Origin of the sequence: Escherichia sp. 94.0001 (genome assembly GCF_013369155.2) — a bacterium.
Classification (GTDB): domain Bacteria; phylum Pseudomonadota; class Gammaproteobacteria; order Enterobacterales; family Enterobacteriaceae; genus Escherichia; species Escherichia coli_F.
This window is the reverse complement of the sequence record NZ_JABWMS020000075.1, coordinates 1-21642: the sequence shown is the minus strand read 5'-3', so window position 1 is coordinate 21642 and position 21642 is coordinate 1. Positions and strand designations below refer to the sequence as shown.

The window sequence follows — 21642 nt, the reverse complement described above, 5'->3', positions numbered from 1 at the left end:
TCGATTTTTTGAAGCAATATGGTGATTTTGAAAATGGTATTCCTGTTCACGATACCATTGCCAGAGTTGTATCCTGTATCAGTCCTGCAAAATTTCACGAGTGCTTTATTAACTGGATGCGTGACTGCCATTCTTCAGATGATAAAGGCGTCATTGCAATTGATGGAAAAACGCTCCGGCACTCTTATGACAAGAGTCGCCGCAGGGGAGCGATTCATGTCATTAGTGCGTTCTCAACTATGCACAGTCTGGTCCTCGGGCAGATCAAGACGGATGAGAAATCTAATGAGATTACAGCTATTCCTGAACTTCTTAACATGATGGATATTAAAGGAAAAATCATCACAACTGATGCGATGGGTTGCCAGAAAGACATTGTAGAGAAGATACAAAAACAGGGAGGTGATTATTTATTCGCTGTAAAGGGAAATCAGGGGCGACTAAATAAAGCCTTTGAGGAAAATTTCCGCTGAAATAATTAAATAATCCAGAGCATGACAGTTACGCAATTAGTGAAAAGAGTCACAGCAGAGAAGAAATCCGTCTTCATATTGTTTACGATGTCCCTGATGAACTTATTGATTTCACGTTTGAATGGAAAGAACTGAAAAAATTATGCGTGGCAGTCTACTTTCGGTCAATAACAGCAGAACAAAAGAAAGAGCTAAAAATGACTGTCAGATATTATATCAGTTCTGCTGATTTAACCGCAGAGAAGTTCGCCACAGCGCTCCGAAATCACTGGGACGTGGAGAATAAGTTGCACTGGCGTTTGGATGCGGTAATGAATGAAAACGATTGCAAAATAAGAAGAGGAAATGCAGCAGAATTATTTTCAGGGATACGGCACATCGCTATTAATATTTTGACGAATGATAAGGTATTCAAGGCAGGGTTAAGACGTAAGATGCGAAAAGCAGCCATGGACAGAAAGTATCTGGCGTCAGTCCTTGCGGGGAGCGGGCTTTCGTAATCTTTCCCTGCCTATCCTCCTCACTATGACCTTCACCTCCGCGCTTTTGCCTACATCCTGCACAATCGGCAACTTTTATAACCAGTGTAAAAATAACGTGCCGCAATAATCCTACCTATTAATGATAAAAAGCTGTCACAATTCATAAAAAACTTTAATATACGCCACCCTAAACATAACCAGCGTTAATGTAAGGTTTTTGTGTGGACTGGCTTCTTGATGTTTTTGCAACCTGGCTATATGGCTTAAAAGTAATCGCGATAACGTTAGCGGTCATCATGTTCATCAGCGGGCTGGACGATTTTTTTATTGATGTCGTCTACTGGGTACGCCGCATTAAACGCAAGTTGAGTGTTTATCGCCGCTACCCGCGAATGAGTTACCGCGAACTGTATAAACCAGATGAAAAACCGTTAGCGATTATGGTTCCGGCGTGGAATGAAACGGGCGTCATCGGCAATATGGCCGAGCTGGCGGCGACCACGCTCGACTATGAAAACTATCATATCTTTGTTGGCACCTACCCCAACGACCCCGATACTCAGCGTGATGTTGACGAAGTGTGCGCTCGCTTCCCAAACGTGCATAAGGTAGTCTGCGCGCGTCCTGGCCCCACCAGCAAAGCCGACTGCCTGAACAACGTGCTGGACGCCATCACCCAGTTTGAGCGTAGCGCCAATTTCGCTTTTGCTGGTTTTATTCTGCATGACGCCGAAGACGTAATTTCACCGATGGAATTGCGTCTGTTCAACTATCTGGTCGAGCGTAAAGATCTGATTCAGATCCCGGTATACCCATTCGAACGCGAATGGACGCACTTCACCAGCATGACTTACATTGATGAGTTTTCAGAACTGCATGGCAAAGATGTTCCGGTGCGTGAAGCCCTCGCCGGACAGGTGCCCAGCGCAGGCGTCGGTACTTGTTTCAGCCGCCGCGCCGTGACCGCACTGTTAGCTGACGGTGACGGTATTGCTTTCGACGTGCAGAGTCTTACTGAAGATTACGACATTGGTTTCCGCCTGAAAGAAAAAGGTATGACGGAAATTTTTGTCCGTTTTCCGGTGGTGGACGAAGCCAAAGAACGCGAGCAGCGTAAATTTTTACAGCACGCGCGGACGTCAAACATGATCTGCGTGCGCGAATATTTCCCCGATACCTTTTCGACGGCGGTTCGACAAAAGTCTCGCTGGATCATCGGCATTGTTTTCCAGGGCTTTAAAACCCATAAATGGACCTCCAGCCTGACACTCAACTACTTTCTCTGGCGCGACCGCAAAGGGGCAATCAGTAACTTTGTCAGCTTCCTCGCGATGCTGGTGATGATCCAGCTTTTGCTGTTACTGGCGTATGAAAGTTTGTGGCCCGATGCCTGGCATTTCCTTTCTATTTTCAGCGGCAGCACATGGTTAATGACCCTGCTGTGGCTAAACTTTGGTTTGATGGTTAACCGCATCGTGCAGCGGGTGATTTTTGTCACTGGCTACTACGGTCTGACGCAGGGGCTGCTATCTGTCCTGCGTCTTTTCTGGGGCAACCTGATTAACTTCATGGCCAACTGGCGCGCGTTAAAACAGGTGCTTCAACACGGCGATCCACGTCGCGTCGCGTGGGATAAAACAACGCATGACTTCCCCAGCGTCACTGGCGATACCCGCTCGTTGCGCCCGTTAGGTCAAATTCTGCTGGAAAATCAGGTCATCACTGAAGAACAACTCGATACGGCACTGCGTAATCGTGTCGAAGGTCTACGCCTGGGCGGTTCAATGCTGATGCAGGGGCTGATTAGCGCCGAACAGCTGGCACAGGCACTGGCAGAGCAAAACGGCGTGGCGTGGGAGTCCATCGATGCCTGGCAGATCCCTTCTTCGCTGATTGCCGCGATGCCGGCCTCCGTGGCGCTGCATTATGCGGTGCTACCGCTGCGTCTGGAAAATGATGAGTTAATTGTCGGCAGTGAAGATGGTATTGACCCGGTTTCGCTGGCAGCCCTGACGCGTAAAGTCGGACGCAAAGTGCGTTACGTCATTGTTCTGCGGGGACAAATTGTCACGGGGTTACGTCACTGGTATGCACGCCGACGCGGTCACGATCCGCGGGCAATGTTGTACAATGCGGTTCAGCATCAGTGGCTCACGGAACAGCAGGCCGGTGAAATCTGGCGGCAATATGTGCCGCATCAGTTCCTGTTCGCCGAAATACTGACCACGCTAGGTCATATTAATCGTTCAGCAATTAACGTGTTGTTATTGCGCCATGAACGCAGTTCTCTGCCGCTCGGCAAGTTTTTGGTCACCGAAGGCGTTATCAGCCAGGAAACGTTGGATCGCGTCCTGACAATTCAACGCGAATTACAAGTTTCGATGCAATCACTATTACTCAAAGCAGGTTTAAACACAGAACAGGTTGCGCAACTGGAGTCCGAAAATGAAGGAGAATAACCTTAATCGCGTCATCGGATGGTCTGGTTTACTGCTGACGTCTTTATTGAGTACCAGCGCACTCGCAGACAATATCGGCACCAGCGCAGAAGAGCTGGGGCTGAGCGATTATCGCCATTTTGTTATTTATCCCCGTCTCGATAAGGCGCTGAAGGCACAGAAAAATAACGACGAAGCAACCGCCATCCGCGAATTTGAATATATACACCAGCAGGTGCCGGATAATATTCCGCTGACTTTATACCTTGCGGAAGCCTATCGCCATTTTGGTCATGATGACCGGGCGCGGCTGTTGCTTGAGGATCAACTGAAACGTCACCCAGGAGATGCCCGACTTGAGCGCAGTCTGGCGGCTATTCCAGTTGAAGTGAAAAGCGTTACGACTGTTGAAGAACTGCTTGCCCAGCAAAAAGCGTGCGACGCTGCGCCGACCCTGCGTTGTCGCAGTGAAGTCGGGCAGAATGCCCTGCGGCTGGCACAATTACCTGTCGCCAGAGCGCAACTGAACGATGCGACGTTTGCTGCATCGCCGGAAGGAAAAACGCTGCGAACCGATCTGCTGCAACGGGCAATCTACCTCAAGCAGTGGTCGCTGGCAGAAACGTTGTTCAGTGAATCACGGCAACAAAATACATTAAACGCAGCTGAGCGCCGTCAGTGGTTTGATGTTCTGCTCGCAGGCCAGCTGGATGATCGGATCCTGGCGCTGCAATCAGAGGGGATCTTCACCGATCCACAGTCGTACATTACTTACGCGACCGCGCTGGCTTATCGTGGCGAGAAAGCACGCCTCCAGCATTATCTCATTGAAAATAAGCCGCTGTTTACCACGGACGCACAAGAGAAAAGTTGGCTCTATCTGTTATCTAAATACAGCGCCAACCCCGTTCAGGCGTTGGCGAATTATACGGTACAGTTTGCCGATAACCGCCAGTATGTTGTTGGCGCGACGCTACCGGTGCTGTTAAAAGAAGGTCAGTACGACGCAGCGCAAAAACTGCTCGCCACCCTCCCCGCCAATGAAATGCTTGAGGAGCGTTATACCGTCAGCGTGGCGACTCATAACAAGGCTGAAGCTCTGCGTCTGGCACGATTGCTGTATCAGCAAGAACCGGCAAATCTTACCCGCCTGGATCAACTGACCTGGCAACTGATGCAGAACGAGCAGTCACGCGAAGCTGCCGATTTATTGCTGCAACGTTATCCTTTCCAGGGCGATGCGCGTGTCAGCCAGACTTTAATGGCGCGACTGGCGTCTCTGCTGGAAAGTCATCCTTACCTGGCAACTCCGGCGAAGGTGGCGATTTTATCGAAACCCTTACCGCTGGCGGAGCAACGTCAGTGGCAAAGTCAGTTGCCGGGTATTGCAGATAATTGCCCGGCAATAGTTCGCTTGCTGGGCGATATGTCGCCTTCCTACGATGCCGCCGCCTGGAACCGTCTGGCAAAGTGTTATCGGGACACGCTACCCGGTGTGGCGTTGTATGCATGGCTTCAGGCCGAACAACGGCAACCGAACGCCTGGCAACATCGTGCGGTAGCCTATCAGGCGTATCAGGTTGAGGATTACGCCACCGCACTGGCGGCCTGGCAGAAAATCAGTCTTCACGACATGAGCAATGAGGATCTGCTTGCTGCTGCCAATACCGCCCAGGCGGCAGGAAATGGTGCGGCTCGCGATCGCTGGCTTCAGCAGGCAGAACAACGTGGGCTGGGAAACAATGCCCTCTACTGGTGGCTGCATGCGCAACGTTACATTCCTGGTCAGCCGGAACTCGCACTGAACGATCTCACGCGCTCAATCAATATTGCGCCTTCTGCCAACGCTTACGTTGCGCGGGCGACAATTTATCGCCAACGTCATAATGTCCCGGCGGCGGTGAGTGATTTGCGCGCCGCTCTGGAACTGGAACCGAATAATAGCAACACCCAGGCAGCGCTCGGTTACGCCTTGTGGGATAGCGGTGATATCGCACAGTCGCGGGAAATGCTCGAACAGGCGCATAAAGGGCTACCGGACGATCCGGCACTTATCCGACAACTGGCCTACGTGAACCAGCGTCTGGATGATATGCCTGCGACGCAGCACTACGCCCGGCTGGTGATTGATGACATTGATAATCAGGCGCTGATAACCCCACTGACCCCAGAGCAAAATCAGCAACGCTTCAATTTCCGCCGTCTGCATGAGGAGGTCGGTCGCCGCTGGACGTTCAGTTTCGATTCTTCTATCGGCTTGCGTTCCGGCGCAATGAGTACCGCTAACAATAATGTCGGCGGCGCAGCGCCAGGGAAAAGCTATCGTAGCTACGGGCAACTGGAAGCCGAGTACCGCATCGGACGCAATATGCTGCTGGAAGGCGACCTGCTCTCGGTTTACAGCCGTGTATTTGCCGATACCGGAGAAAACGGGGTGATGATGCCGGTGAAAAATCCGATGTCCGGCACCGGTCTGCGCTGGAAGCCGCTGCGCGATCAGATCTTTTTCCTCGCCGTCGAACAGCAGTTGCCGCTGAACGGGCAAAATGGCGCATCCGATACCATGCTGCGCGCCAGCGCCTCATTCTTTAATGGCGGCAAATACAGCGACGAATGGCACCCGAACGGTTCAGGCTGGTTTGCCCAAAACCTGTACCTCGATGCGGCGCAATATGTCCGCCAGGATATTCAGGCGTGGACGGCAGATTATCGCGTAAGCTGGCATCAGAAGGTGGCGAACGGACAGACTATTGAGCCTTACGCTCACGTTCAGGACAACGGTTATCGTGATAAAGGCACTCAGGGCGCGCAGCTTGGCGGTGTCGGGGTCCGCTGGAATATCTGGACCGGCGAGACGCACTACGACGCCTGGCCGCACAAAGTCAGCCTCGGCGTCGAATACCAACATACCTTTAAGGCGATTAATCAACGTACCGGAGAGCGCAACAACGCGTTTCTCACCATTGGAGTGCACTGGTAAATGCGTAAGTTCATTTTCGTATTGCTGACACTGCTTTTGGTCAGCCCTTTTTCCTTTGCGATGAAAGGTATTATCTGGCAACCACAAAACCGTGATAGTCAGGTCACCGATGCCCAGTGGCAGGGGCTGATGAGTCAGTTACGTTTGCAAGGCTTCGATACCCTGGTTTTGCAATGGACCCGTTACGGCGATGCATTCACCCAGCCAGAACAGCGCGCATTATTGTTTAAGCGTGCCGCAGCTGCGCAACAGGCTGGCCTGAAGCTGATTGTCGGACTGAACGCCGATCCAGAATTTTTTCTGCATCAGAAACAATCATCCGCGGCGCTGGAAAGCTATCTTAATCGCCTGCTGGCAGCCGATCTCCAGCAAGCCAGATTATGGAGCGCTGCGCCTGGCGTAACGCCGGATGGCTGGTACATCAGCGCGGAAATTGACGACCTGAACTGGCGCAGCGAAGCCGCCCGTCAGCCTTTGCTAACATGGTTAAACAACGCGCAGCGGTTGATTAGCGATGTTTCAGCAAAACCGGTTTATATCAGTAGTTTTTTCGCCGGAAATATGTCGCCCGATGGCTATCGCCAACTGCTGGAACACGTTAAAGCAACCGGCGTTAATGTCTGGGTACAGGATGGCAGCGGCGTGGATAAACTTACCGCTGAACAGCGTGAACATTATCTACAGGCCAGCGCCGATTGCCAAAGTTCCGCCCCTGCCAGCGGCATTGTTTATGAACTGTTTGTCGCCGGCAAAGGCAAAACCTTTACAGCGAAACCGAAACCGGATGCAGAGATCGCCTCGCTGTTAGCGAAACGTTCCTCTTGCGGTAAAGACACGCTCTATTTCTCTCTGCGCTATTTGCCCGTCGCACACGGCATTCTCGAGTATTAAATCCCCTCCAGGTAAGTCGGGTACGACCTGACTTACCACTTTCGCTCTCGTCAGAATTCCATCAAGATTAATTGCTAAAAAGCGTGCTAAAGAAAGAAGATCGTTATCGGCGAACGGGCCGATCACTCATGCAGGAAGCATAGATCCTTTGAGCGGAGTTTCTGATATCTGAGGAGTGCGAAATGCAATTGAGCAGCAGTGAACCTTGCGTGGTGATCCTGACCGAAAAAGAGGTAGAGGTAAGCGTCAATAACCATGCTACGTTTACCCTTCCGAAAAACTACCTGGCCGCCTTCGCGTGCAACAATAACGTCATTGAACTCTCAACGTTAAATCACGTATTAATCACCCACATCAACCGTAACATCATCAACGATTATCTGTTGTTTTTAAATAAGAACTTAACCTGTGTAAAGCCCTGGTCGCGGCTGGCTACCCCGGTTATCGCTTGTCATAGCCGTACACCGGAAGTGTTCCGGCTAGCCGCCAACCACAGCAAGCAGCAACCCAGCAAACCCTGCGAAGCGGAGTTGACGCGCGCATTGCTTTTTACCGTATTGTCTAACTTTCTTGAGCAATCGCGGTTTATTGCCCTACTGATGTATATCTTACGCAGCAGCGTCCGCGACAGCGTCTGCCGCATTATTCAAAGCGATATTCAGCATTACTGGAATCTGCGAATTGTCGCCAGTTCGCTCTGTTTAAGCCCCAGCCTGCTCAAAAAGAAATTAAAAAACGAAAATACCAGCTATAGCCAGATTGTCACAGAGTGTCGTATGCGTTACGCCGTACAGATGTTATTGATGGATAACAAAAATATCACTCAGGTAGCGCAATTATGTGGCTATAGCAGCACGTCGTACTTTATCTCTGTTTTTAAGGCGTTTTACGGCCTGACACCGTTGAATTATCTCGCCAAACAGCGACAAAAAGTGATGTGGTGAAGGGCAAAGCGGAAACAGATAAGACTGGCATAAATGAAGAAGAAATGGCGCGCCCTGCAGGATTCGAACCTGCGGCCCACGACTTAGAAGGTCGTTGCTCTATCCAACTGAGCTAAGGGCGCGTTGATACCGCAATGCGGTGTAATCGCGTGAATTATACGGTCAACCCTTGCTGAGTCAATGGCTTTTGATCTGGTTGCTGAACAAGTGAACGACCGCGTCTGATTTTCTGATTTATTTCGCTATAGCGGCAAACAAACGTACACCGCTGTGCGTCTGAATCAAGAAAACCCGTATTTTCATGTATCAAAGTACAATTTCCCGCCCTAACGGAAAATTGTCCGATCCTATGAGACTGGTAACTATGAAACCAACGTCGGTGATCATTATGGATACCCATCCTATCATCAGAATGTCCATTGAAGTTCTGTTGCAAAAAAACAGTGAATTGCAGATTGTCCTGAAAACGGATGATTACCGCATAACCATCGATTATCTCCGAACCCGTCCTGTTGATTTAATCATTATGGATATAGACTTACCCGGTACAGACGGTTTTACCTTCCTGAAAAGAATCAAACAAATCCAGAGTACGGTGAAGGTATTATTTTTATCATCAAAATCAGAATGCTTTTATGCGGGCAGAGCGATACAAGCGGGTGCTAACGGTTTTGTCAGTAAATGCAATGATCAGAATGATATTTTTCATGCCGTTCAGATGATTCTCTCTGGATACACTTTTTTTCCCAGTGAAACGCTCAACTATATAAAAAGTAATAAATGCAGCACCAATAATTCAACAGCTACGGTGCTATCTAATCGTGAAGTGACTATATTACGCTATCTGGTTAGCGGATTATCTAATAAAGAAATTGCCGACAAACTATTACTTAGCAATAAAACAATTAGTGCGCATAAATCTAATATTTATGGCAAACTCGGTTTGCATTCAATTGTAGAACTTATCGACTACGCCAAATTATATGAATTAATATAATATTAATTATAATTGATCATAAATATCGCATCCGCTTTCGCCACACCTGGTTGGACACCGCTGGCTAACGCTCGATAATTGGCGAAAAAGTTTAGCGTTACATTGCCATTTGCATCTACCTCCTCAGTCGGGCTCGCCTCGCCCAGCGCAAGCCGGGAGCGATCGCTATTGCGTAATTCGATGGCGACGGTTTGTGCCATTGCGGGATCGTCCAGGGCCAGCAGGTTGGCATCGGATGCCGGCGTTCCCGTAAATAAAATCGCGACTGATCCCGGAGGACATCCTTCCAGGCGCAGACTAAAAGGAACAAGTGCCGTGGTATCGCCAGCGGCCAGCAATTGTGTCGTGGGCCATCTTCCTAAATCTACCGTCTTATCAACATCCGCTGTATTTACGGTACAGGAGAAATCAACAACGTTACCGTGCAAATTGATATTAATCGTTCCTAAAGGGTCAGCTGCCCATCCACTGGAACTCCACAGTAGCCCGCAGAAACAGCTAAAGATTACTCTTCTCATTCTCCGTACCTCATTGATAATCGACGCGTAAATACCCCAGCGCGCTAAACGGCCCTTCGGTCGGTTTTTGACCGGTAATACTGATAGGCCAGGCGCGAAGTGTGACATTGGCTGCCGCAGCTGCATCCAGACGGAAAGGAATAACGCTATTGAGATCGTTAGGCGTGATCGGCGTATCGTTCTGATCGGCGACAATAAAACCTAAATCCTGATTGTCCGACACCATCGCCTGACCAGAAACGGCACTGGCTTCCAGACGCATTGTTAAATAAGCCTGCGCAGCAACATTCGTACATTTGATCGCAATATTCTTGGTTTGCGGCATGACACCATTAGGTCGATTCCCCGGCCCTGCCGCACTAAATAACGATGCACCGATATCACCAAAATCAAATTCAACAATTTGCCCGGCATTTAATTCGCAGTTTTGCGGTACTTCAACCCGGCCACCAAAACTAATGGTATAAACAGGTGTAACCAACGGATCGTAAGGCGTTGATGTCACATACACGGTAAACATCACCTGTCTGGGGATTTCCACCATGTTAATAAAAGGACGAATAACCTTTAAGCGGAATATCAACCGAGAATCCATCACCCCGAATGGAAGGTTTTGCGAAACGTTAGGATCTGTTCCCATACGGATATAATTTTGCGGGGGAAACTGAATATCCATCACGCTATCAACCAGACTCATCGCACCTAATAGATAATCATTTAATTGCATATATTTATAATTATCGATAGTTTCCTGAACAACAAAGTTGGTGACATAACTACGGTATGTATAATTCACCAGCGTGCCGGGTGGGCAAATTGCTGACACACCTACCCAGCCGGATTTTTCCGGTAAAACAACAATCTGACCTGGCTGGTTATTGGTGCTATTAAAGACATTTGAGAGATCATAGTGTTCATCTTCTGCTACGCCAGTACTATTTGCACAAACAGTAGCCCAGGATATGTTTGTTAACCACAAACATGCCATTGCCAATAATGACCTGCAGATTATCTTCATTGATAATTTCCTTTATGAGCCAGGATGTGTGCAAACTGCCGAAATAACAGTGACGGCTTGCTGTAAGCTTTGCTTCGGCAATACATAGTGCGCAATGCAGCGTGAGTTCGCGCCGTCTCCCCACTGAACCAGTAATTCACCAGACAATGGCGCACCACTTAAATAAACTTGCCCGTCATCACCCACCATACTGGTTATTCCGGTACTGTTTTCCCGTACCAGTGATCCAAACGGCACCGGTTTTCCGCCCTGGGTAACGGTAATGAGCGCCCGCACGCCTATGCGGGTATCAAAATTGGCACGAACCAACGCGCCTTGCGTCGGCACAACGCTGCTAATATTTTTTTCAACATCGATGGAATTCCCCATCGTATTGGTATCAAGCGCGATACGGTTATACCGATAAACCGTGGCATACGGCATCACCGCATAGCCGCGCCAGTCGGTTAAAATTCCAGTTTGATTTTCAATGCGTACACCGCCTGCGCCAGGCGCTTTAATCAAAACATTGGTATCCCCTAAAGGCTGGCTCAGCGTTATACCATTTTCATGCCCGACCACACCGCCAGACAGCTGCCAGTTAACGTCATGTTGATCGCGGTCGTAGTTATACCCGACCCCCAGCGTACCGTAAGCGGCCTGCCAGTTTGCCGTGGCGCTGCCCGTGTACCCATTATTCGAGGTATCGCCCTGGCTTACGTGATAACTCAGGTTGTGGCCTTCCAGTAAGGTCCCACCAACGCCTGCCAGCCAGCTATTTTGCCCGTTGCTGTTACGGTTGGCGTTAAAGGAGGCATAAGCGCGATCGAGCGCATTTTCCCGGGTGTAGCGACGTTTGGTCAGAACATTGAAAGGCACTGAAACATTAAGTCCGACAATACGTTCGTTATCGGGGATCCCTACAGATTCATTCCACGAAAATGAGAGTGAATAACTGATGCCAACCCAGCTGCTAGTATACCCCACCTGATACCAGGTATCTGAATCCGAAGTATTCCAGTATTTTTGATGGGTACCAGAAATATAAAGCGAGCCAAAGTCATTAAGTGATTGTGAAATATTTAACTGCAAACGGTCTTTACGACTAAAGCGTAAATTGTGGTAATTCACGATTATCGGTTCATCGCGATGCTCACCGTCATAATCGTAATCATATTCGTACCCCTCCATTCGACGATACGCAACATCATCAAGGGTATAAAAACCTTGTGTCGAATAGCGGTAACCCATTAACTGAAAATTGGTGCCGAAAGTGTTCATTGATTTCGCATAGAGGAAGCGAATGGAATCCCCCTCATGACGACTGTCGTCGGCTAACTGACTGCGCGCATGCGTTACATCCAGCGACACTGCGCCCCAGTTCCCGAGGTTGCGCCCCAGCCCTAACAAAAAGGCGGTGTAATTTGCAGATAATTGCGTCCCGCCGTAGGCAGTAAATTCCTGTGGTAAACCGCCGAGTGCCGTGCCCTGAAAAAAGAAAGGCGACGATTGCTGACTATTACCGCTACGAAAATCGCCCGCCGTCAGGTCAAATTTGAAACGCCCTTCGCGTTGTAAAATTGGCACTGTTGAATACGGAATAGTGTAATTCTGCTGATTACCATCGCGCTCGTCGATGGTGACGTCCAGATCGCCATTTGAAGATGTCGGGTGCAAATCTGTAATTTCGAAAGCGCCGGGGGAAACATAGCTTTGATAGATAATAAAACCATTTTGCCGAATCGTTAGCTGGGCCGCCGTACGGGCAATCCCACGTACCGTTGGGGCAAACCCTTGCTGGCTATCTGGATACATATTATCAGAAGAATAAAGCCGTACACCGCGAAATCCAACGCCATCGAAAATATCACTCCCTGTATTACCGTCTCCCATTACCAGTTCACTTTTCAGCGGAATAATGGCGCGCTGTACCCAGGTGCCAATATTATTCCACTGTTCTGAATGATATCCATTTCCGCGAAAATAGTTCCAGGAACCATTGTTGCGTAAACGCCACGGGCCAATATTAATCCCACTGAGTTCACTAAAAAAATAGCTATCGTTACCATTACCTCTGTTACCGGTGAAATTATAATTCAGGAGTAAAGCAGGAATACCTTCATCCCACTCTTCAGGCGGAATGTAACCGTGAGCGCTACTCAACAACGCTATCTGAGGAATAGTGATGTTCAGGCGCATCGCTGCAAAATCAAAGTTAATTGTGGCATCAGGTACAGCTTTCAATAAATTAATGCATTTATTATTTTGCTGCTGGGCTAACTCGGGGAATGCACTGCTATTAAGGCCAATTCGTTCAAGGAGTGCCTGGTTAAAACAAGGCATTAACCCACCTGATTTATCACCTGTATTTACTGTCGTCGATTCAAATACGATATCCTGTGAACCAATGAACTCATCATTACGCCAGAGATCCACCCGATACACACCCGCAGGTTGATGATTACCTCTCTCAAAGCGCGATAAATCAGCAACGGATGTGCCATTCTCTAATAAAAATGCCGGGTTGAAATAACTTTCCGCATAGCTTAAAAAGGTGGGTAAAATGGCAAGAGATGAATAACAAATTCCGGCCAGACACCAGGTATACCTCTGCGGAATATCCGTAATAGTGGGTATTTTCATAATTAGCTCTGATATTGTCAGATGATTCGGTTAGTTTAAGTTCACTTCTCTGACTGGGGTTACTGAACCATAATCATTAACGGTCTGAAATTTCAGCTTTCCCTGTACTCCTGAGGGTAAGGGAATTTGTGAATTAACTCTGGGTGCAGCCATAGCATTTCCCAACTTTTGACTGCCCACTTGCAAGTTAACCAGGGTGACATAAAAAGGTGATGGATTATGAATATTGATATAGTTACCGGATCGCGAAAACTTGAGTGTGTCCGGCGCTTCTGCGGGTAATTCTTGTAGTTGAATTGGACGGAGAAATAACTTCATGCGCGATAAAATCGCCAGTTGCAAAACATTCCTGCCGTTCAATGCATTTTTATCTACCGAAGGGATCGTCTTAACATTCATCCAGAACAAAGACTCACGATCTGCCGCCAGCGGTGGACCGGTGTAAATAATACGCAAGGTATTTTCGCTTTTGGGTTCACTAACAAACAGTGGCGGTGTAATGATGAATGACTTTTCTTTTACACCGCTACTGTTTTCAATCCACGAATTGACCAGAAAGCGCTCATTGGTATGGCTATTTCTAATCCATACCGCAGTCTGTTTAGCATCAGCGGGATAAATAATACGCGTGGCACCTAATGCGATCCCTCCGGCAGCATGGGCGCTGGCCGAAATGATTAAATGAAATATAATGAGCATCAATAACTTTATTTTAGTCATCATAGTTAATACGCCTTGTGTATTCCTGACGGCAAAAATAAGAAATATAAAGAAATGATTGCTTTGGTTTCTTACAACACATCATTCCCTTTTCATTTAATAAAGCGGCATGATACAAAGTGAACATGATTTCGATTTACATTGCCACCATACCGCTTCAGACAACCGGTACATTACTTTGTTATAAGACGTGATATATAATTCAAAACTACGTAGTTTTGATTATTCGTATCTCATAATAAAAGTCGCGTCAGCATTTGCTTGCCCTGCTGATGCACTTGTACCGGTGCCTTTATAACGTGCAGAAAAATGAAGAACGTTAGTCCCGGGGATCAAGTTCTGGTTGGTTGAGAAGCTATTCCCATCAGGTTTGAGAATTGCGGATGTATTATCAAGTATTTCAATACCGACACCCGTTGCTGTTGTTGTATTGGTACTGGATGCAATGGCCAATAAATTATCATTGATTGCATCCGCCTGACCTGAAAATGCAACGGCAGCATTAGCGGCAACAACAGGATCGCAGTCGTTCAACTGTATAGTGAATGGAATTAATGCAGAGGTATTACCAACAGCATTGAAAATATCGGTACGATATTGACCGAGTGTGACAACCTGGTCTGCCGAGTCAGTATTCACTGAACAAGCAGCATTCACCAGTTCGCCTTCAAAGTGAATTGTACCGCCATCTACAACGGCAGCATAACTACCCGTAGCGGCGAATAGTGCGGCAGCCAGCGCAGACGAAATAAATCTTAATTTCATATATATTCCTTCAATCTCATTTATCGACTCCACATCCGTATATAACCGATTACTTTATTTAAGACACTGATAGTAGTAAAATTCCTTTTTATCCTCTAAGAATGTCTTAATTGAAAATATGCACTCTATTCTAAAAAATAGAGAGCCCCGTTAGATGAATATTTCCGCGCAAAATATATTCAACACAAATATAGACCTGAAGCGGTAAATTACCAGTCTGAAAATTCTTTTTATATTGTCAGGTATTTCTTAAATTATCTTAATCCTTAGACAAGGAAATAAATCAGTTCCAGATTTACAACGTCATCATGGACGAAAAATGAAGCTTTCAATCTCAGCGACAGTGCGCCTCACCTTCGCAAGAGGTCGCTTCACGCGATAAATCTGAAACGAAAACTGACAGCACGCCCCGCTTCTGACAAAATAGGCGCATCCCCTTCGACCTACGTAACAGATGGAATCCTCTCTCTGATGGCAGCAAAGATTATTGACGGTAAAACGATTGCGCAGCAGGTGCGCTCTGAAGTTGCTCAAAAAGTTCAGGCACGTATTGCAGCTGGACTGCGGGCACCAGGACTGGCCGTAGTACTGGTGGGTAGCAACCCTGCATCGCAAATTTATGTCGCAAGCAAACGCAAGGCTTGTGAAGAAGTCGGGTTCGTCTCCCGTTCTTATGACCTCCCGGAAACCACCAGCGAAGCGGAGCTGCTGGAGCTTATCGATGCGCTGAATGCCGACAACACCATTGATGGCATTCTGGTCCAACTGCCGTTACCGGCGGGTATTGATAACGTCAAAGTGCTGGAAAGAATTCACCCGGACAAAGACGTTGACGGTTTCCATCCTTATAACGTCGGTCGTCTGTGCCAGCGCGCGCCACGTCTGCGCCCCTGCACCCCGCGTGGTATCGTCACACTACTTGAGCGTTACAACATTGATACCTTCGGTCTCAACGCCGTGGTGATTGGCGCATCGAATATCGTCGGTCGCCCAATGAGCATGGAACTGCTGCTCGCAGGTTGTACCACTACCGTGACTCACCGCTTCACTAAAAATCTGCGTCATCACGTAGAAAATGCCGATCTGTTGATCGTTGCCGTCGGTAAACCGGGCTTTATTCCTGGTGACTGGATCAAAGAAGGCGCGATTGTGATTGATGTCGGCATCAACCGTCTGGAAAATGGCAAAGTTGTGGGCGACGTGGTGTTTGAAGACGCGGCTAAACGCGCCTCATACATTACGCCTGTTCCGGGCGGCGTTGGCCCGATGACGGTTGCCACGCTGATCGAAAACACGCTACAGGCGTGCGTTGAATATCATGATCCACAGGGTGAGTAACATGGCGACATTTTCTTTAGGTAAACATCCGCACGTTGAGCTGTGCGACTTGCTGAAACTGGAAGGCTGGAGCGAAAGCGGTGCGCAGGCGAAAATCGCGATTGCCGAAGGCCAGGTGAAAGTCGACGGCGCGGTTGAAACGCGCAAACGCTGCAAAATTGTCGCCGGGCAGACAGTAAGTTTTGCAGGTCACAGCGTACAGGTTGTTGCCTGATCCCTTTCCCGGCCTGTATCAACAGGCCGGTTCTCTTTTCAGACTTTTGCCCTCTACGCCCCGTTCATCCATGCTGATAGCATCGACATTTTGCCGAAGCGACCATCATGCCAACCGTTATTACGCACGCCGCCGTTCCCCTTTGCATTGGTTTAGGGTTGGGTTCGAAAGTCATCCCTCCGCGCCTGTTATTTGCCGGAATCATCCTGGCGATGCTGCCCGATGCCGACGTATTGTCGTTTAAATTTGGCGTTGCTTACGGCAATGTTTTTGGTCATCGCGGGTTTACCCATTCACTGGTGTTTGCGTTTGTTGTCCCGCTGTTATGTGTGCTGATTGGACGTCGATGGTTCAGGGCTGGGCTGATTCGCTGCTGGCTGTTTTTAACCGTTTCGTTGCTATCGCACAGCTTGCTGGATTCGGTAACCACTGGCGGTAAAGGCGTTGGCTGGCTGTGGCCGTGGTCAGATGAACGCTTTTTCGCTCCCTGGCAGGTGATTAAAGTCGCGCCGTTTGCATTGTCTCGTTACACCACACCGTACGGGCATCAGGTGATTATTTCTGAATTGATGTGGGTGTGGTTGCCGGGGATGCTACTGATGGGAATGTTGTGGTGGCGCAGACGATAACCGGATGCGAAAACTCGCATCCGGCAATAGAGTAATTACTTACGACGCCAGGTGGTTCCTTGCGGGCCATCTTCAAGCACGATCCCCATCTCGTTAAGACGGTCACGCGCCGCATCTGCCGCCGCCCAGTCTTTCGCTTTACGGGCATCCAGACGCTGTTGAATTAAGGCTTCAATCTCAGCCACTTCGCTGTCGTCTGCCTGCGCGCCGCTTTGCAGGAATGCTTCTGGTTCTTGCTCCAGCAGGCCCAGCACGGCAGAAAGTTTACGCAGATGAGACGCCATCGCGTTTGCCGCTGCCATATCTTCTGCTTTCAGACGGTTCACTTCACGCGCCATATCAAACAGCACGGAATAGGCTTCCGGGGTGTTGAAATCGTCGTCCATCGCTTCAATAAAGCGCGCTTCAAACGCTTCGCCACCGGCAGGCGCAACGGTTTTATCTGTGCCGCGCAGCGCAGTGTAGAGGCGCTCCAGCGCCGCACGCGCCTGCTTCAGGTTCTCTTCGCTGTAGTTCAGCTGGCTGCGATAGTGGCCCGACATCAGGAAGTAACGCACGGTTTCCGCGTCGTAGTATTTCAGCACATCACGCACGGTAAAGAAGTTACCCAGCGATTTGGACATCTTCTCTCGGTCAACCATTACCATCCCCGAGTGCATCCAGTAGTTCACATACTGACCATCATGCGCACAGGTAGACTGCGCGATTTCGTTCTCGTGGTGCGGGAACATCAGGTCAGAACCGCCGCCGTGGATATCAAAGTGGTTACCCAACTGCTTGCAGTTCATTGCCGAACATTCAATGTGCCAGCCTGGACGGCCTGCGCCCCACGGAGACGGCCAGCTCGGTTCGCCCTCTTTCGACATCTTCCACAGAACGAAGTCCATCGGGTTGCGTTTGTCGTCGACCACGTCAACGCGCGCGCCTGCCTGCAGCTGGTCGAGATCCTGACGCGACAGCACGCCATAGGTCGGATCGGTCGGTACGTCGAACATCACGTCGCCGTTGTCCGCCACATAAGCGTGACCTTTGGCGATCAGTTGTTCAGTGAGTTCAATAATTTCTGCGATATGGTGTGTCGCGCGCGGCTCCATATCCGGGCGCAGAATGTTCAAAGCATCAAAATCTTTGTGCATTTCGGCGATCATGCGATCCACCAGCGCCACAAAGCTTTCGCCATTTTCATTGGCACGCTTGATGATTTTGTCGTCGATATCGGTAATGTTGCGCACATACTTCAGCTTATAGCCGAGGAAACGCAAATAGCGTGCAACCACATCAAAGGCAACAAAGGTACGCCCGTGACCGATATGACAGAGATCGTAAACGGTGATTCCACACACGTACATGCCGACTTCCCCGGCGTGAATAGGCTTAAATTCCTCTTTTTGGCGTGTCAGAGTATTGAAGATTTTTAGCATCGAAGATTCCGTTTAGACATGTGTGGGTAATTGAGTTGCGTATAATACCCATATTTCCCGCGCGAATCAGCATACATTGCGTGATGATCCGATCGTGCGGTTATGCTATAACACCACCCTATATATGACCCGAATCGGGTTGAAGCACCAATCAAACGGAACAGGATGCAAAAATGGTTACTTTCCACACCAATCACGGCGATATTGTCATCAAAACTTTTGACGATAAAGCACCTGAAACAGTTAAAAACTTCCTGGACTACTGCCGCGAAGGTTTTTACAACAACACCATTTTCCACCGTGTTATCAACGGCTTTATGATTCAGGGCGGCGGTTTTGAGCCAGGCATGAAGCAAAAAGCCACCAAAGAACCGATCAAAAACGAAGCCAACAACGGTCTGAAAAACACCCGCGGTACGCTGGCAATGGCCCGTACTCAGGCACCGCACTCTGCAACTGCACAGTTCTTCATCAACGTGGTTGATAACGACTTCCTGAACTTCTCTGGCGAAAGCCTGCAAGGTTGGGGTTACTGCGTGTTTGCTGAAGTGGTTGAAGGCATGGACGTGGTTGACAAAATCAAAGGTGTAGCAACCGGTCGTAGCGGTATGCACCAGGACGTGCCAAAAGAAGACGTTATCATTGAAAGCGTGACCGTTAGCGAGTAATCGTGGCGACACTCTTTATTGCAGATCTTCATCTCTGCGTGGAAGAACCGGCGATCACCGCCGGTTTTCTGCGTTTTTTAGCGGGGGAAGCCCGCAAGGCCGACGCGCTGTATATTCTTGGCGATCTGTTTGAAGCATGGATTGGCGATGACGATCCCAACCCACTCCATCGCCAGATGGCCGCAGCGATCAAAGCGGTATCCGATTCCGGCGTTCCCTGTTATTTCATTCATGGCAACCGTGATTTTCTGCTCGGCAAACGCTTTGCCCGTGAAAGCGGGATGACGTTATTGCCGGAAGAAAAAGTGCTCGAACTTTATGGCCGTCGGGTGCTGATTATGCATGGCGACACGCTGTGCACCGATGACATCGGTTATCAGGCTTTTCGCGCCAAAGTCCACAAACCCTGGCTGCAAACGCTATTCCTCGCCCTGCCGTTGTTTGTGCGTAAACGCATTGCCGCGCGAATGCGCGCGAACAGCAAAGAAGCCAACAGCAGTAAATCGCTGGCGATCATGGACGTTAACCAAAACGCGGTGGTCAGTGCGATGGAAAAGCATCAGGTGCAATGGTTGATTCACGGGCATACGCATCGCCCGGCGGTGCATGAACTGATCGCCAATCAGCAACCTGCTTTTCGTGTCGTGTTGGGTGCCTGGCATACGGAAGGTTCGATGGTGAAAGTCACGGCAGATGACGTTGAGTTGATCCATTTTCCATTTTAAAAAACGCGCAACTTTGCTGATTTCATAGCCGCGCAACCGTTTTCCTTGCTCTCTTTCCGTGCTATTCTCTGTGCCCTCTAAAGCCGAGAGTTGTGCACCACAGGAGTTTTAAGACGCATGTCTTCCCGCAATAATCCGGCGCGTGTCGCCATCGTGATGGGGTCCAAAAGCGACTGGGCTACCATGCAGTTCGCCGCCGAAATCTTCGAAATCCTGAATGTCCCGCACCACGTTGAAGTGGTTTCTGCTCACCGCACCCCCGATAAACTGTTCAGCTTCGCCGAAAGTGCCGAAGAGAACGGTTATCAGGTGATTATTGCGGGCGCAGGCGGCGCAGCGCACCTGCCGGGCATGATTGCCGCCAAAACGCTGGTGCCAGTGCTGGGTGTGCCAGTACAGAGCGCCGCACTGAGCGGTGTCGATAGCCTCTACTCCATCGTACAAATGCCGCGCGGCATTCCGGTGGGTACGCTGGCGATAGGTAAAGCTGGCGCGGCAAACGCCGCGTTACTGGCAGCACAAATTCTTGCAACTCATGATAAAGAACTGCACCAGCGTTTGAATGACTGGCGCAAAGCCCAGACTGATGAAGTGCTGGAAAACCCGGACCCGCGAGGTGCGGCATGAAACAGGTTTGCGTCCTCGGTAACGGGCAGTTAGGCCGTATGTTGCGCCAGGCAGGCGAACCGTTAGGCATTGCTGTCTGGCCGGTCGGGCTGGACGCTGAACCGGCGGCGGTGCCCTTTCAACAAAGCGTGATTACCGCTGAGATCGAACGCTGGCCGGAAACCGCATTAACGCGCGAGCTGGCACGCCATCCGGCCTTTGTGAACCGCGATGTGTTCCCGATTATTGCCGACCGTCTGACTCAGAAGCAGCTTTTCGACAAGCTTCACCTGCCGACCGCACCGTGGCAGTTACTTGCCGATCGCAGTGAGTGGCCTGCGGTGTTTGATCGTTTAGGTGAACTGGCGATTGTTAAGCGTCGTATTGGTGGCTATGACGGTCGCGGTCAATGGCGTTTACGCGCCGATGAAACCGCACAGTTACCGACTGAATGCTACGGCGAATGTATTGTCGAGCAGGGCATTAACTTCACTGGTGAAGTATCGCTGGTTGGCGCGCGCGGCTTTGATGGCAGCACTGTGTTTTATCCGCTGACGCATAACCTGCATCAGGATGGTATTTTGCGCACCAGCGTCGCTTTCCCGCAGGCCAACGCACAGCAGCAGGCGCAGGCCGAAGAGATGCTGTCGGCGATTATGCAGGAGCTGGGCTATGTGGGCGTGATGGCGATGGAGTGTTTTGTCACGCCGCAAGGTCTGCTGATCAACGAACTGGCTCCGCGTGTACATAACAGTGGTCACTGGACGCAAAACGGTGCCAGCATCAGCCAGTTTGAGCTGCATCTGCGGGCAATTACCGATCTGCCGTTACCGCAACCGGTGGTCAATAGCCCGTCGGTGATGATCAACCTGATTGGTAGCGATGTGAATTATGACTGGCTGAAACTGCCGCTGGTGCATCTGCACTGGTACGACAAAGAAGTGCGTCCGGGCCGTAAAGTGGGGCATCTGAATTTGACCGACAGCGACACATCGCGTCTGACCGCGACGCTGGAAGCATTAATCCCGCTGCTGCCGCCAGAGTATGCCAGCGGCGTGATGTGGGCGCAGAGTAAGTTCAGTTAACCTGGTACTCATATTCCTGCCGGATGCGGCGTGAACGCCTTATCCGGCCTACTAATCCGGTACCCATTGTAGGCCTGATAAGACGCGTCAAGCGTCGCATCAGGCATG

The 21642-nt window shown here is 49.7% G+C and carries 18 protein-coding genes, 1 tRNA gene and 1 pseudogene; 13 read left to right on the top strand and 7 right to left on the bottom strand.

The window, feature by feature from the left end; all coding sequences use genetic code 11:
* The 5 genes and pseudogenes from HEN33_RS21650 to envY form a co-directional block, all read left to right on the top strand.
* Positions 1 to 973: pseudogene (locus tag HEN33_RS21650) on the top strand (ISAs1 family transposase); the annotation flags it as partial.
* 203 nt (positions 974 to 1176) lie between these two features.
* Complete coding sequence (gene nfrB, locus HEN33_RS21645; RefSeq protein WP_105288296.1) at positions 1177 to 3414, top strand: cyclic di-3',5'-guanylate-activated glycosyltransferase NfrB; 2238 nt, start codon at positions 1177 to 1179, stop codon at positions 3412 to 3414.
* On the top strand, positions 3401 to 6373 hold the full coding sequence (gene nfrA / locus HEN33_RS21640) for a bacteriophage adsorption protein NfrA (protein ID WP_176263677.1): 2973 nt from the start codon (positions 3401 to 3403) through the stop codon (positions 6371 to 6373). Before nfrB ends, nfrA begins: the two co-directional genes overlap by 14 nt.
* Positions 6374 to 7264, top strand: coding sequence for a DUF4434 family protein (locus HEN33_RS21635; RefSeq protein WP_176263678.1), 891 nt, complete (start codon positions 6374 to 6376; stop codon positions 7262 to 7264). It begins immediately after the preceding gene.
* 182 nt (positions 7265 to 7446) lie between these two features.
* On the top strand, positions 7447 to 8208 hold the full coding sequence (gene envY, locus HEN33_RS21630; RefSeq protein WP_001177464.1) for a DNA-binding transcriptional regulator EnvY: 762 nt from the start codon (positions 7447 to 7449) through the stop codon (positions 8206 to 8208).
* A 45-nt stretch (positions 8209 to 8253) separates the two neighbouring features.
* Here envY and HEN33_RS21625 read toward each other — a convergent pair.
* A tRNA-Arg gene (locus tag HEN33_RS21625) sits at positions 8254 to 8330 on the bottom strand.
* 242 nt (positions 8331 to 8572) lie between these two features.
* Between HEN33_RS21625 and fimZ the strand changes: the two genes are divergently transcribed.
* A complete protein-coding gene (gene fimZ / locus HEN33_RS21620) occupies positions 8573 to 9205 on the top strand; it encodes a fimbria biosynthesis transcriptional regulator FimZ (protein ID WP_000805420.1) in 633 nt (210 codons plus the stop codon).
* 2 nt (positions 9206 to 9207) lie between these two features.
* On the opposite strand, the gene sfmF is transcribed toward fimZ, so the two are convergent.
* The 5 genes from sfmF to fimA all read right to left on the bottom strand — a co-directional run bounded on the left by sfmF (position 9208) and on the right by fimA (position 14848).
* Positions 9208 to 9723 carry a fimbria assembly protein gene (gene sfmF, locus HEN33_RS21615; RefSeq protein ID WP_176263679.1) on the bottom strand — a complete coding sequence of 172 codons (516 nt, stop codon included), beginning with the start codon at positions 9721 to 9723 and terminating at the stop codon, positions 9208 to 9210.
* Between the two features lie 10 nt (positions 9724 to 9733).
* The gene (gene fimH / locus HEN33_RS21610) at positions 9734 to 10741 is read right to left on the bottom strand and encodes a type 1 fimbria D-mannose specific adhesin FimH (RefSeq protein ID WP_000691082.1); all 1008 of its coding nucleotides are present in this window, start codon (positions 10739 to 10741) and stop codon (positions 9734 to 9736) included.
* A gap of 12 nt (positions 10742 to 10753) precedes the next feature.
* Positions 10754 to 13363: a fimbrial biogenesis usher protein gene (locus HEN33_RS21605; protein ID WP_105278201.1), complete on the bottom strand. Its 2610-nt coding sequence runs from the start codon at positions 13361 to 13363 to the stop codon at positions 10754 to 10756.
* Between the two features lie 30 nt (positions 13364 to 13393).
* A complete protein-coding gene (gene fimC / locus HEN33_RS21600; protein ID WP_105278202.1) occupies positions 13394 to 14086 on the bottom strand; it encodes a type 1 fimbria chaperone FimC in 693 nt (230 codons plus the stop codon).
* Positions 14087 to 14305: 219 nt separating this feature from the next.
* Entirely contained in the window at positions 14306 to 14848 is a 543-nt protein-coding gene (fimA, locus tag HEN33_RS21595) for a type 1 fimbrial major subunit FimA (protein ID WP_000776555.1), read from the bottom strand.
* Between the two features lie 471 nt (positions 14849 to 15319).
* On the opposite strand from fimA, the gene folD reads away from it, so the two are divergent.
* The 3 genes from folD to HEN33_RS21580 all read left to right on the top strand — a co-directional run bounded on the left by folD (position 15320) and on the right by HEN33_RS21580 (position 17029).
* Entirely contained in the window at positions 15320 to 16186 is an 867-nt protein-coding gene (gene folD, locus HEN33_RS21590) for a bifunctional methylenetetrahydrofolate dehydrogenase/methenyltetrahydrofolate cyclohydrolase FolD (protein ID WP_000729155.1), read from the top strand.
* 1 nt (position 16187) lies between these two features.
* Positions 16188 to 16400 carry a ribosome-associated protein YbcJ gene (gene ybcJ / locus HEN33_RS21585; protein ID WP_000190288.1) on the top strand — a complete coding sequence of 71 codons (213 nt, stop codon included), beginning with the start codon at positions 16188 to 16190 and terminating at the stop codon, positions 16398 to 16400.
* 107 nt (positions 16401 to 16507) lie between these two features.
* A complete protein-coding gene (locus HEN33_RS21580; protein ID WP_001143548.1) occupies positions 16508 to 17029 on the top strand; it encodes a metal-dependent hydrolase in 522 nt (173 codons plus the stop codon).
* A gap of 35 nt (positions 17030 to 17064) precedes the next feature.
* Here HEN33_RS21580 and cysS read toward each other — a convergent pair whose 3' ends face one another.
* Positions 17065 to 18450 (bottom strand): cysteine--tRNA ligase, encoded by a 1386-nt coding sequence (gene cysS, locus HEN33_RS21575; RefSeq protein ID WP_000912345.1) that lies wholly within the window; start codon positions 18448 to 18450, stop codon positions 17065 to 17067.
* 173 nt (positions 18451 to 18623) lie between these two features.
* Here cysS and ppiB point away from each other — a divergent pair, with 173 nt between their 5' ends.
* The 4 genes from ppiB to purK all read left to right on the top strand — a co-directional run bounded on the left by ppiB (position 18624) and on the right by purK (position 21534).
* On the top strand, positions 18624 to 19118 hold the full coding sequence (ppiB, locus tag HEN33_RS21570) for a peptidylprolyl isomerase B (RefSeq protein ID WP_000256002.1): 495 nt from the start codon (positions 18624 to 18626) through the stop codon (positions 19116 to 19118).
* A 2-nt stretch (positions 19119 to 19120) separates the two neighbouring features.
* Positions 19121 to 19843, top strand: a complete 723-nt coding sequence (lpxH, locus tag HEN33_RS21565; RefSeq protein ID WP_000212257.1) for a UDP-2,3-diacylglucosamine diphosphatase — start codon at positions 19121 to 19123, stop codon at positions 19841 to 19843.
* A 117-nt stretch (positions 19844 to 19960) separates the two neighbouring features.
* On the top strand, positions 19961 to 20470 hold the full coding sequence (gene purE, locus HEN33_RS21560; RefSeq protein ID WP_001295318.1) for a 5-(carboxyamino)imidazole ribonucleotide mutase: 510 nt from the start codon (positions 19961 to 19963) through the stop codon (positions 20468 to 20470).
* On the top strand, positions 20467 to 21534 hold the full coding sequence (gene purK, locus HEN33_RS21555; protein WP_176262717.1) for a 5-(carboxyamino)imidazole ribonucleotide synthase: 1068 nt from the start codon (positions 20467 to 20469) through the stop codon (positions 21532 to 21534). The genes purE and purK overlap by 4 nt, the downstream gene beginning before the upstream one ends.
* Positions 21535 to 21642 lie beyond the last annotated feature (108 nt).